This is a genomic window from Propioniciclava sp. LT432, from assembly GCF_059515965.1.
On record NZ_JCAKNE010000025.1, the window covers coordinates 64,176 to 76,872 of the forward strand.

General features: G+C 63.9%; 9 protein-coding genes. 8 read left to right on the plus strand and 1 reads right to left on the minus strand.

All coding sequences use genetic code 11. From position 1 onward, the window contains the following. Window positions 1–239 precede the first annotated feature (239 nt). The 6 genes from AC5YDV_RS14610 (at window position 240) to AC5YDV_RS14635 (ending at window position 10,035) form a co-directional block, all read left to right on the plus strand. Window positions 240–491: a helix-turn-helix domain-containing protein gene (locus AC5YDV_RS14610; RefSeq protein ID WP_496184217.1), complete on the plus strand. Its 252-nt coding sequence runs from the start codon at window positions 240–242 to the stop codon at window positions 489–491. Continuing rightward, window positions 492–3,767 (plus strand): helicase-related protein, encoded by a 3,276-nt coding sequence (locus tag AC5YDV_RS14615; protein ID WP_496184218.1) that lies wholly within the window; start codon window positions 492–494, stop codon window positions 3,765–3,767. Then, the gene (locus AC5YDV_RS14620; RefSeq protein WP_496184219.1) at window positions 3,760–4,452 is read left to right on the plus strand and encodes a DUF4391 domain-containing protein; all 693 of its coding nucleotides are present in this window, start codon (window positions 3,760–3,762) and stop codon (window positions 4,450–4,452) included. The genes AC5YDV_RS14615 and AC5YDV_RS14620 overlap by 8 nt, the downstream gene beginning before the upstream one ends. Beyond that, a complete protein-coding gene (locus tag AC5YDV_RS14625) occupies window positions 4,449–6,455 on the plus strand; it encodes a site-specific DNA-methyltransferase (RefSeq protein ID WP_496184220.1) in 2,007 nt (668 codons plus the stop codon). The genes AC5YDV_RS14620 and AC5YDV_RS14625 overlap by 4 nt, the downstream gene beginning before the upstream one ends. Before the next feature lie 4 nt (window positions 6,456–6,459). Continuing rightward, window positions 6,460–9,543, plus strand: a complete 3,084-nt coding sequence (locus tag AC5YDV_RS14630) for a type III restriction-modification system endonuclease (RefSeq protein ID WP_496184221.1) — start codon at window positions 6,460–6,462, stop codon at window positions 9,541–9,543. A 252-nt stretch (window positions 9,544–9,795) separates the two neighbouring features. Then, the gene (locus AC5YDV_RS14635; protein ID WP_166233335.1) at window positions 9,796–10,035 is read left to right on the plus strand and encodes a helix-turn-helix domain-containing protein; all 240 of its coding nucleotides are present in this window, start codon (window positions 9,796–9,798) and stop codon (window positions 10,033–10,035) included. A gap of 33 nt (window positions 10,036–10,068) precedes the next feature. Here the strand turns inward: AC5YDV_RS14635 and AC5YDV_RS14640 are convergent, their stop codons facing one another. Next, window positions 10,069–11,376 (minus strand): tyrosine-type recombinase/integrase, encoded by a 1,308-nt coding sequence (locus AC5YDV_RS14640; protein WP_496184222.1) that lies wholly within the window; start codon window positions 11,374–11,376, stop codon window positions 10,069–10,071. A 312-nt stretch (window positions 11,377–11,688) separates the two neighbouring features. Between AC5YDV_RS14640 and AC5YDV_RS14645 the strand changes: the two genes are divergently transcribed. Continuing rightward, window positions 11,689–11,979: a hypothetical protein gene (locus tag AC5YDV_RS14645; protein WP_232549221.1), complete on the plus strand. Its 291-nt coding sequence runs from the start codon at window positions 11,689–11,691 to the stop codon at window positions 11,977–11,979. Next, a partial coding sequence (locus AC5YDV_RS14650) for a hypothetical protein (protein WP_496184223.1) occupies window positions 11,976–12,697 on the plus strand: 722 nt, incomplete at its 3' end. The genes AC5YDV_RS14645 and AC5YDV_RS14650, both read left to right, overlap by 4 nt.

A 12,697-nucleotide genomic window follows, 5' to 3' on the forward strand; every position in this document is an offset into this window, starting at 1 on the left:
TGACCGACCGTCGCGGTGGAGTGATCACGCTCCACGACCGAGCACGAGGCCAGTGCACCAGTCACTCCGACCATGAGAGTGTCGGGGGATAGCACCCGTAGGCACCACGGCGGGTGCAGCCAGGAGTCACCCAAGTTCCGCGCATTAGGCCGATTGACGTTGAACAGACTCGGTTCCTGCCGGGGTGTGCCCAGGCGCACTCGGTGCTCCAGAGCCGACGTCGCTACAGTGGCGATGACATGCGCCGGGGGAACCCGCGCACGAATCGGAGGTCTGACGTGACGGAACCCTGGCTCTCTGCCCAGGAGATCGCCGCGCACGTGGGCCTCGCGAGGGAATCCGTCCACGTTGGGATCTCCGATAAGGCCATGCCCGCCCGCCGTGTGGGACGGTTCTGGAAGTTCCGGACCAGCGAGGTCGACGAATGGGTTCGACGCGGTCGAGCGGCGCAGGTTGTAGGCAGCGAGTCACCGAAACCTGGGGAACTCTGAGTGCGAATCATCGACAACCTGAACGAATACCTCGGCGACGACCTGAAGGACACGATCAAGCCTGGATCGAAGCTTCGCATCGCTGCTAGCACCTTCTCGATCTTCGCGTTCGCGGCCCTCAAGGATGAGCTTCAGTCGATCAAGGAGCTGGAGTTCATCTTCACCGCGCCGTCGTTCACGACGACGAAAGCGACAGACAAGCCGGCACCTGAGAAGCGCTTGTTTTTCATCCCGAACGACAAGCACCGGGATGCCACGCTCTACGGGTCAGAGTTCGAGATCCGGCTGCGCAATAAGCTCACCCAGCGGGCGATAGCGAGGGAGTGCGCGGAGTGGGTCCGGCAGAAGGTGACGTTCCGCTCGAACCACACCGGGGCGCCCATGCAGTCGTTCGCCGTGGTCGACGACACCGCCGCCTACGCCCCGCTCCAGGGCTTCACGACCGCGGATCTTGGTTACGAGTGCGGCCCCGCGGTGTCGAACATGGTCCACAAGGTCGACGATGCCCCGTTCACGCAGCAGTACATCCAGCTGTTCGACCAGATCTGGCACAACCCCGACCAACTCGATGACGTCACCGAGACCGTGCGCCAGCACATCGCCAGCGTGTACGCCGAGAACTCGCCGCAGCGGGTGTACTTCCTCATCCTCTACAACCTGTTCAACGAGTTCCTCGACGACATCAGCGAGGACGTGCTGCCCAACGACCTGACGGGGTATCAGGAAACCGAGGTGTGGAAGGCGCTCTACAACTTCCAGCGAGACGCCGCGACCGGAGTCATCAACAAGCTGGAGACGTACAACGGATGCATCCTCGCCGACAGCGTTGGCCTCGGGAAGACGTTCACCGCGCTGGCGGTGATCAAGTACTACGAGTTGCGAAACAAGACCGTCCTCGTGCTCGCGCCGAAGAAGCTCGCCGACAACTGGACGAACTACAACAGCAACTACACGACGAACATCTTCGCCAAGGATCGGTTCAACTACGACGTCCTGGCCCACACGGACCTGTCGCGCGACCGCGGCGAGTCGCTGGGCAAGCGGCTGGACCTCATCAACTGGGGCAACTACGACCTCGTCGTCATCGACGAGTCGCACAACTTCCGCAACGCGGATTACGTCCAGGAGCGAGAGACCCGCTACCAGCGGCTCATGCGCAAGGTCATTCGTGAGGGCGTGAAGACCAAGGTGCTCATGCTCTCGGCGACGCCGGTGAACAACCGCTTCAACGATCTGCGCAACCAGCTCGCGTTGGCCTATGAGGGTGACTCGGCACAGCTCGCTGCGAAGCTGAACATCCAGACCTCCATCGAAGAGGTCTTCCGGCACGCGCAGCGGGTCTTCAACGAGTGGTCAGACCTGCCTCCGGAGGCCCGCACCACCGACGCGATCCTGGCGCGTCTGGACTTCGACTTCTTTGAGCTTCTCGACGCCGTCACGATCGCCCGGTCCCGCCGGCACATCCAAGCGTTCTACGACACCACCGACATCGGCGCGTTCCCGGAGCGGATGAAGCCGCAGTCAATCCGCCCGCCGCTGACCGATCGCGACGACGCCCCGACCTTCAACGAGATCTTCGAGCAGCTCGAGCTGCTGACTCTCGCGGTGTACACGCCACTGGCGTACGTGTTCCCCAGCCGCCGCGACAAGTACGAGCAGCTCTACGGCGCAGGCTCCGGCCAGAACTACATGGGCGGGCAGACCGCCAACCTCGGCGCGGCCAGCCGTGAGCAGGGCATCCGGCAGCTCATGACGGTGAACCTGCTCAAGCGCCTGGAGTCGAGTGTCGAGGCCTTCCGCCTCACCCTCACCAGGCTGGAGGGCACGGTCGCCGAGGCGATCCACGCAGTCGACAACCACGCCGCGAACATCGCCGACCTCGTCTCCACCATGACGGACGTCGACGCCGACGACGACGACTTCGAGTTCCCTTCCGGCCACACGGTCGGTCGGAAGACGCAGATCGACCTGGCCGATATGGACGTGGAGTCCTGGAGGCGCGACCTCGTCAACGACGGGAAGGTGATCGTCCAGCTTCTCGCCTCGATCAGGGGCATCACCCCTGAGCACGACACGAAGCTGCGGACGCTGCGGGACCTCATCTCCGGCAAGTTCGCCGAGCCCCTGAACCCCGGTAACCGCAAGGTGCTGATCTTCTCCGCATTCGCCGACACCGCCGAGTACCTCTACGACAACCTCGCCCCGGCCCTCAAGCGCCACGGCTACGACTCTGGGCTGGTGACCGGTCGGGGCAACCCGTCCACCACGGTGGGCAAGGGCTACGGCTTCCAACAGACCCTCACGCTGTTCTCTCCCCGGTCGAAGCAACGGCACCTGGTGATGCCGAAGGAGTCGTCCGAGATCGACGTGCTCATCGGCACGGACTGCATCAGCGAGGGCCAGAACCTCCAGGACTGCGACTACCTCGTCAACTACGACATCCACTGGAACCCGGTGCGGATCATCCAGCGGTTCGGGCGCATCGACCGCATCGGCTCGACCAACGAGCGCATTCAACTCGTAAACTTCTGGCCCGACATCTCCCTCGACGAGTACATCAACCTCAAGGAGCGCGTCGAGAACCGCATGGTCATCGCTGACCTCGCCGCGACAGCCGACGACAACGTGCTCACCCAGGAGGCCAGCGACGCCGCGTTCCGCAAGGAGCAACTCCGCAAGCTCCAGGACGAGGTCATCGAGCTGGAGGACGTCCGCACCGGCGTCTCGATCACCGATCTGGGCCTGAACGACTTCCGCATGGACCTGCTCGGCTACCTCAAGGAGTACGGCGACCTGGCGGGCACCCCCAAGGGTTTGCACGCCGTCGTGCCCGCCGACGCCGAAAAGGGCCTCAAGCCAGGCGTGCTGTTCGTGCTGCGCAACATCAACGCCGACGAGCACCTCAATCGTGGCAATCGGCTCCACCCGCACTACCTCGTCTACCTCGACGAAGAGGGCGAGGTGATCGCCGACCACACCGAGGTCAAGCACTTGCTCGACCTGATCCGCGCCGGATGCCGCAACCGCAACGAGCCAGCCTGGGAGGTGTGCCGCGTCTTCAACGCCGCCACCCGCGACGGGGCCGACATGGGCCATTACAGCCACCTGCTCACCGAGGCGATCCGCTCCATGATCGACGTCACCGAGGAGCGCGACATCGACAGCCTCTTCAGCCCCGGCCACACCACCGCCCTCATGCAGACCATCGCCGGGCTCGACGACTTCGAGTTGATCGCCTTCCTCGCCATCGTCGAGGGCGAGGTGCTCGGTGGTTGAGCCTGTCGAAAGCACGTCCGCCCTGTTCCGTTGGCCGCCGAGCGCCGCGTTCGGCCGGCCCGTACCGAAGACGAAGTTCTACGAGCACGGCAATGTGCGCACCACGCTGCGGGAGAAGTTCGTCGACGACGTCCAGCGCGTCACCTGGGCCTACAAGCTCGCCGACGACACCATCCGCCTGCGAGGCACGACCGCCGTCCCCGAGATCCAGGTCTTCATCGTCGAGACCAAGGGCGCCGATGTCTCCGACGACGTCCTCACGGCCATCGACAAGGCGGTGTACTCACCGATCATCTTCGAGATCGCCAGCGGCGACCGGGTGCGCACCGTCGCCGCACAGAAGTCGCTCACCGGCAAGACCCCGACGATCGGCGCATACCTCACCACCGACTGGCAGCCGGCCGCCGCGCCGCGTCGGCCGCTGCCAACCGCGCTTGACCTGCCGAGCCTCTACCAAGCGATCCTCAGCACCCTGCTCCCAGTGGGCCCGCGCGCCGGGGAGACAGTGTCAGAGGCGACCGACAGACTCGAACGCGCCCGAAAGCTCCAGCGCCAAATCGCTTCGCTGGAGAGAAAGCTGCGCACCGAACCACAACTCAACCGCAAGATTGAACTCCGCAGGCAGATCAAGGAACGCGCCGCAGTACTCGCCAACCTGACCGACCCTGCACCGAACAAGGAATGATCGTGGACAAGCTCAAGATGCACTCGCCGGACCTGACCCAGCGCAACATCGACGCCATAGCCGGACTGTTCCCTACGGTCGTTACCGAGACCCTCGACGCCGACGGCAATCCGGTCCGGGCCATCAACTTCGACGCTCTCCGCCAGGAACTCTCCGACCACGTCGTCGAGGGGCCGCAGGAGCGTTATCAGCTCGACTGGCCCGGCAAGCGTGCCGCTGCCTTCGCCGCAAACGCGCCCATCGCCAAGACGCTCCGCCCCCTGCGTGAGGAGTCCGTCGACTTCGACACCACCAAGAACCTCTTCATCGAAGGCGACAACCTGGAGGCGCTGAAGCTGCTTCAGGAGTCATACCTCGGCAGGATCAAACTGATCTACATTGACCCGCCCTACAACACCGGCAACGACTTCGTTTACGAGGACGACTTCGCCGAGTCGAGCGCCGACTACCTCGCCCGGTCGGGCCAGAAGTCGGAGACCGGCGACCGCCTCGTCGCGAACACCGAGGCGAGCGGTCGCTTCCACTCCGACTGGCTGAGCATGATGTACCCGCGGCTGAAGCTCGCCAAGAACCTGCTGACTGACGACGGCGTGCTCGTCGTGTCGATTGACGAGAACGAGCACGCGAATCTTGTGCGTCTGGGCGAAGAAGTGCTCGGCGATGCGTCCTACGTTGGCGAGATTGTCCTCAAGAACAGCAGCAAGAACGACCAGGCCTACGTCTCGATCCAGCACGAGTACATTGTGTTCTTCGTCAAGAACCGGCAGGCCAACCCCGGGAAGTGGGTCGAGAAGAAGGAAGGCCTCGACAAGATCTACGCCGCGTTTGACGGGCTCCGGAAGAAGCACGGCGCCGACTGGGCAGCGATCAACGCGGAGGCCAAAGCTTGGTTCAAGCAGTTCCCCCCGAGTGACCCTGTCTCAGCCAGCAAGCACTACACGTGGATGGACGAGCGCGGGGTCTACTTCCCCGACAACATCTCCGGACCGAACGACGGGCAGTACGTCTACGACATCCAGCACCCTGTCACGGGCCAGAACGTGAAGCGGCCCTCGCGAGGATGGGTGTCGCCGAAGGAGTCGCTGGAAGCCAAGATCGCCGAGGGCCGTGTTCACTTCGGCCCAGATCACACGACGGTCCCGAACCTCAAGACTTACCTTGCGAATACCGAATTCCAGAGCCTCACGAGCATCCGGTACGTTGATGGCCGTGCAGCCTCGAAGCGACTTGCGGCATTGTTCGGCGAGAAGGTGTTCACGAACCCGAAGGACGAGTTTCTGCTCCGTGACATCTACCGTGCGGTGGGTGTGACGGGTGAGGACATCGTCCTCGACATGTTCGCGGGGTCTGGCTCTGCAATGCAGGCTGTCCTGGAACTGAACCGCACTACGGAGTCGTCTGCGTGCCGATTCATCGGTATCCAGGTCGCCGAGGACTTGAACGTAACGCTCAAGACCGCGAAGGGCGCTGCGAGGCAGATCACGACGAACGCGATCAGGCTCTTGACGGGCCTCGGTCGGCCGGCGAACGTCGCGGAGATCACGAAGCAGCGGATGCGGCTCGTTCACAAGCAGTTCAGCAGCGATCTGCTGGTCGACAGTGGCTTTCGCGTTCTGAGGATTGACACGTCGAACCTCGCTGACACGCTGGCGGCACCAGACGGGTTGGCGCAGGACACGCTGACCACGGCAATCCAGAGCGTGAGGCCCGACAGAACGATGGATGACCTGCTTTTCCAAGTGCTCCTCGACTGGGCGCTCGACTTGAGCGAGCCCGTCGTCAGCGAACAGGTTGACAATCGCGCGATTCTCTCGGTGGCCGAGGGAGCACTCGTCGCATGCTTCGCCGACAACATCAGCATGGCCGTAGTTGAAGAGATGGCGAAGCGGCGTCCTCTGCGCGCCGTCTTTCTGGACGCAGGCTTCGTGACCGACGCGGCACGCATCAACGCCGAGCAGATCTTCCGCCAGTTGTCCCCCGAGACAGACGTAAGGGCGATCTGACGCGATGAAGCTCCAGTTCAAGGTCCAGCAGTACCAGACCGAGGCCGTCGATGCCGTGGTCGACGTGTTCACCGGCCAGCCCTACGCCGATGGAGTGAAGTACCGCATTGATCCCGGCAAGGACTCTGCGCCGGCCCTGCTTGACGACGCGGGGCTACGCAACGCCGACATCGCGCTCACGCCGGCGCAGCTCCTAGCGAACGTACAAGGCGTGCAACAGGTACGGGGGCTGCCACCGTCGAAGGATCTGAGAGACCCGGTGAGGGTGTCGGCGGCCCCGCTAAACCTCGATATCGAGATGGAGACGGGAACCGGCAAGACCTATGTGTACACGAAGACGATCATGGAGCTTCACAAGCGGTACGGGTGGTCGAGGTACATCGTCGTCGTGCCGTCGATCGCGATCCGCGAGGGAGTGAAGAAGTCGTTCGACATCACCGCCGAGCACTTCCAGCAGCTCTATGCCACCAAGCCGCGCGCCTTCGTCTACAACTCCTCGCGACTGCACGAGCTGGAGAGGTTCTCGTCGGATGCGGGCGTGCAGGTGATGATCATCAACATCCAAGCGTTCAACGCCACCGGCAAGGACGCGCGCCGCATCTACGAGGTGCTCGACGACTTCCAGTCGCGCAAGCCGATCGACGTGATCGCAGCGAATCGGCCGATCCTCATCATCGATGAGCCGCAGAAGATCGAGGGCGACGCGAAGAAGCCGTCGAAGTCGCTGGAGGCATTGGGGCTGTTCAATGCCCTGTTCGCGCTGCGCTACTCGGCCACCCACAAGATCGAGCGCACTAGGGTGCACCGCCTCGACGCCGTCGACGCCTACAACCAGAAGCTGGTCAAGAAGATCGCGGTGCGCGGCATCTCGGTCAAGCAATTGGCCGGCAGTACCGCCTACCTGTACGTGGACGGGCTGGAGGTCGGCAAGGGCGCGGACTTCCCGAAGGCCCGGGTCGAGCTAGAGGTGCAGACCGCTCAAGGGATCAGGCGGCAGGTGAAGCGGCTGAGCCAGGGATCGAACCTGCACGTGATCTCGGGCGGGATCGAGGCGTACAAGGGCCTGTTCATCCGGGATGTCGACGCCAACCGTGACATCATCGAGCTGAGCACAGGCGCCATCATTGGCGCCGGTGAGGTCACGCAGGACGTGACTGAGGATCAGAAGCGGCGCATCCAGATTCGAGAGGTCATCCGCGCGCACCTCGACAAGGAGCGCGAGTTATTCGCACAGGGGATCAAGACGCTCTCGCTGTTCTTCATCGACGAGGTCGCCAAGTACCGCGACTACAGCCGCGAAGACACCCTCGGCGAGTACGCCCGCGTGTTCGAGGAGGAGTACGAGGCGCTGGTGGCCGACTACCTGGCCCAGCTCGACTTCGACGAGGCCGCCGAGCGGTACCGCGCGCACCTTGAGGCGATCCCCGTGCGCTCAACGCACGAAGGCTATTTCTCGATCGACAAGAAGACCAAGCAGTTCGTCGATGGGAAGGTGGCTGCCCGCGGCGACTTCGCGGGCCAGTCGGACGACGTCGACGCCTATGACCTGATCTTGAAGGACAAGGAGCGCCTGCTGTCGTTCGAAGAGCCGGTGAGGTTCATTTGGTCACACTCGGCGCTCCGCGAGGGTTGGGACAACCCCAACGTGTTCGTGATGGGCATGCTCAAGAAGAGCGACAACACGACCACCCGCCGTCAGGAGATCGGCCGAGGGCTGCGCCTGTCGGTCGACCAGCATGGCGAGCGGATGGACAATCCCGTCACGGTCCACGACATCAACGAGCTGACCGTCGTCACGGACGAGTCCTACACCGACTTCGTCACGGCGCTCCAGAAGGAAATTCTTGAGTCGCTGTCGGCCCGGCCGCGAAAGGCGAGCGTCGACTACTTCACCGGCAAGCACATCAAGCTCGCCGACGGCTCGACCAAGGTGATCGAGAAGGCCATCGCCAACGCGCTCTACAACTACCTCATCAAGAACGACTACGTCGACGACGACGGTCTGATCACCGAAGCGTACAAGGAGGCGAAGGCGGCCGGGACACTCGCCGCGCCGACCGCCGAGGCTCTGAAGCCGATCATCGACTTCGCCTGGCCGCTGGTCGACGCGCTCTACCTCGACGTGCCCACGCCTGCAGACGGGCGCAAGCCGAAGAAGATCCCGTTCAACGAGGCCAACTTCAAGAAGCGCGAGTTCCAAGCACTGTGGGGCCGGATCAACCACAAGGCCGTCTACCAGGTCGAGTTCGACTCATGCGAGTTGATCAAGAACTGCGTCAAGGCGCTCGACAAGTCCCTCAACGTCACCGTCATGCAGTACGTCGTCGAGAGCGGTAAGCAGGTTGTCGGATTGGACGTCGAGGAACTCGAGGCCGGCACGGGCTTCAAAGTCTCGGAGACGAAGGTCGAGCACTCGGCCGTATCGGCGGGTTCGACGGTCAAGTACGACCTGCTCGGCGAGATCGCGGAGAAGACCAAGCTCACCCGCCGCACGTGCGCCTCCATCCTCACCGGCATCAACCCTGGAACGTTCGCCAAGTTCAAGCAGAACCCCGAGCAGTTCATCACCGAGGCCTCCCGGCTCATCAACGAGCAGAAGGCAACCGTGATCGTTGAGCACCTGAGTTACGACGCTCTGGACAACCGCTACGACTCGTCGATCTTCACCGAGAACCAGACTGCGCAGGACCTGTCCAAGGCTGGTGACAAGCTGAAGAAGAGCGTCTACGAGTACGTGGTCACTGACTCCAAGGTCGAGAGGGAGTTCGTCGAGAAGCTTGATGTCAGCGACGAGGTGGTTGTCTACACGAAGTTGCCGCGCGGGTTCTTCATCCCTACTCCGGTCGGCGACTACAACCCAGACTGGGCCATTGCCTTCCGCGATGACACCACGAAGATCAAGCACGTCTACTTCGTCGCCGAGACCAAGGGCTCCATGTCGACCCTCCAACTCAAGGGCGTTGAGGAAGCCAAGATCGAATGCGCCCGCAAGTTCTTCGCCTCGCTCAACGACAAGGCTGAGAACGATGGCGTGCGGTACGACGTCGTCGACAGCTACGACTCGCTGCTTCAGTTGGTGGGGGCGTAGACGAGAGTTCACGCGCCGATTGCCCGGCAGGACGGGCTGGGTCCGCTGAGGCTTCAAATCCGTCTAGAGAGGTCCAACTCAAGTCCGATCCCCGGCGTCCAAGAGAAGACTCTGTTCGGCCGCCGAGGGCGACCTGGCCGCGGACGGAATGAGGGATCGTCTTGGTGCCACCCTGTCCGCGGAAGGCACTCTGAGTTACTTCTGGATAGTGAGGGCGCGCCGAGAGCGTCCATACATACCCGAGGAGGCCCCATGACCGCCCAGACGATCCGCAGGACGAAGAAGTCGACGAGCACGGACCAGGACCGGCAGCCGAAGTGGTTGTCCTACCCGGAGGCATCGGAGTTGTGCACGCTGTCGGTGCGCTCCCTGAAGCGTCTCACGCAGGCGGGCAAGCTGCCGTGCTACGTGGTCGGTGGCAAGGTGCTGCGGTTGAAGGCGTCCGACGTGGAAGCGTTGATCGTTCCCGCCGATGAGTGCCGCGGTTGGTAGCGGCTTGCTTCTGTCGCCTGCCCCGGACGCCATTCATTGTGTGATGTCCGGGGCAGCGCGCTGTTCGGCCACGGCGGGCATTCTGGCGAGGGCGGCCATGCGCTTGGCGAGGTCCTTCTTGCGGTCGTTGACGGCCTCTTGGTACCGCATGGCGACGTGGATGTCGCTGTGGCCGGCGAACTCCATGAGTTCCTTGGTGGTGGCCCCGGAGATGGCGGCCATGGTGGCGGCGAAGTGACGAAGGTCGTGGAACCGGAAGTCGGGGCGCCCGATCTGGTGGCGGGCGCGGTAGAACCCGTTGCCGGGGTGTGTCTGCCTACGGGTCTTCTTGTCGAACCGGGGGGCGTGTCCGTACACCTGACCCGGAGTGAGGGGCTGGTCGTCGTTGCCGGGGAAGACAAGAGCTTCGGCGTCTGTGGCAGTGAACGCAGCCAAGTGGTGGCGGGCGTCATCGGTGAGGTGGGTGGGCAGGTAGATGGTGCGGCGTCCGGCCGCTGACTTGGGGGTCGTGATGACCCGTTGGCCGCCGACGGTGACGGCGGCTTGCTCGACGGTGATGGTGCCCTCGTTGAGGTCGATGTCGCGCCGTCGGAGGGCGGTGAGTTCACCGAAGCGGAGCCCGCACCAGGCGGCGAGCAATACCAGCAGCCGGTGCCGGGGAGGCATCGCGTCGGCGAGCGCTTGTACCTGGGCGACGGTGAGGAGGGCGATGTCCTTGGGTCTGGCGCGGGCGGTGGCGCCCTCGACGGCGACGGGGGATTCCGTGACCAGGCGACGGGCGACTGCGGTGCGGAAGATTGACTTGAGCAGCGAGTAGGCGTGCGAGCGCATGGTCGGGGCGTCGGGGAGCGTGCGATACCAGCGTTCGATGTCGGTGTGGGTGATGGACGTGAGGGTTCGCTCGTGCAGGGGCGTGAACCAGCGTTCGTGGATGTCGAGGTAGTGCTCCCGGGTGCGGTCCTTGAGTGGGCGTCCCTTCACGAGACGGTTCTCGATCCACTCGCGGGCGAACTCGTCGAAGGTGGTGGCGAGCACCTCGGTCTGGCGCCGGCGTTCGGCCGGGGGAGTCCACTCGCCAAACTCGATGAGCTTCAGCTCGCCGGCGAGCCAGCCTTGGGCTCGCTCCCTGGTGGTGAACGTCATGCCGGCGCGGTGCAGCTTGCGGTCAGGGCCGGTGTAGCGGACCTTGAACCGACCTCTGGTCTCTATGATGGTGCCGAAGCTTCGGTGCTCCGGCTTGGTCTCCCGCCGTCGAGCCGCCAATCGTCCAGAGAGTTCCCCGCGGGGAACTTGTGGGGAACTTTGTGTGGTCAAATCGGCCCCTTCGGCACGCTCAGTCATTTCTCGGGACAAGCGTACTGCTGAAGCGGAAGGCCTAGTCAAGGATCAATTAGCCCGCTCTGTCACGGTATGACCGAGTGGGGGTCGATTGGTCAATTCACTAATTCAAGTCCAGTTAGGCCCACCCTTCCAAACTCCCTCCCACTAGGGCAGGGGGTTTTCTCATGTTCCGCGTGTGTATCTTCCGTGTATCTTCACGGGCCCGAGCTGACCCTCTCCGCGAGCCTTCCCCCACTCCCTTCGAGCAGCTGTCCGTGGAGCGCTCCTGATTTCACTTCTGGATGTTGAAGACATCTGGAAGGGCGGGACGGCATGGACGAGTTGTTGGCACTGGGGTTGGCGCTGGGTCACGTGCGGAGCGCGGTGGTCGCGTTCGTGTCGGCGGACGACCCAACCGGGGAATCGCTGTTCCTGGCGGCGGAGTGTCTGGACCTGGAGGGCCTGTTCGGTGACTTCGGGGTCGTGCCACAGCAAGTCGATCCCGGCTTGGACGCGATCGCGTCGCTGGACGCCGCGTCCAATGTGTTGGTCGCAGCGCGGCAGGTGGTGCCGCTGGCCTTGTGGGCCGCGTTACAGGCGGTGCGGGCGAGGGCAGCACGATGACCACCACGGTCGGGATGCTGCTGGACGACGTCCACACCCGCGCCTGGGACCTGTGTGCGGAACTCGAGGACCGGCGTGCCGAGAATCGCTACGGCGAGCGCGGCCTGGAGGTTCTGGCGGTATGGCCCAGGTTGGCGACCGCAGCTCTCCGCGTCCTGGACGCGGTGCCAGTGGAACCGGCATGGCTGGACGACATGGGGTCCGTCCGGTTGGTGTTGGGCCAAGTCGGGCGAGGGGTGCTCGAGGCCACGGCCGACAACGGTTCCGCAGCAGCGTCCCTGAAGCCCGATCCGGCGGTGGGCGAGCTGGCGCTCCGATTGGGGCTGATCGCGGACCTGCTGGTTGGCGAGAAACCGGCGCGCACCGATGTGGACCGGGCTGCTCTGGAGGGCTTACAGGCCAACGTCGTCTCGATCGTTCACGCCGTGGCCACGGTGTCCCTGCCACTCCTGCAGGACCGGGACCATCTGCAGGCGCCTCGATCGGTGCTGGCTGCTGTCAAGGCCCGCACGGAACGGTTCGCGATGATCCCCGCCGAACGACGGAGCGGCCGATACGAGGACGTGGGCGCGGTCACGTCGAAGTCGTTGGACGCTGCGATCTCGACCTGGGTGCACGCCACGGTAGACATCCTGAGCTCGCGCCGGGGGGTGAGCCAGGCGGCCCTCCAGGTCGCCGCGGGTGACGCCTTGATCCTCACCGCGACGGCAGGAACGGT

Excerpts from the sequence above, each read along its gene's own strand:
- AC5YDV_RS14610 (WP_496184217.1), top strand. The coding sequence starts at position 240 with ATGCGCCGGGGGAACCCGCGCACGAATCGGAGGTCTGACGTGACGGAA.
- AC5YDV_RS14635 (WP_166233335.1), top strand. The coding sequence starts at position 9,796 with ATGACCGCCCAGACGATCCGCAGGACGAAGAAGTCGACGAGCACGGAC.
- AC5YDV_RS14630 (WP_496184221.1), top strand. The coding sequence starts at position 6,460 with ATGAAGCTCCAGTTCAAGGTCCAGCAGTACCAGACCGAGGCCGTCGAT.
- AC5YDV_RS14625 (WP_496184220.1), top strand. The coding sequence starts at position 4,449 with ATGATCGTGGACAAGCTCAAGATGCACTCGCCGGACCTGACCCAGCGC.
- AC5YDV_RS14640 (WP_496184222.1), bottom strand. The coding sequence starts at position 11,376 with ATGACTGAGCGTGCCGAAGGGGCCGATTTGACCACACAAAGTTCCCCA.
- AC5YDV_RS14645 (WP_232549221.1), top strand. The coding sequence starts at position 11,689 with ATGGACGAGTTGTTGGCACTGGGGTTGGCGCTGGGTCACGTGCGGAGC.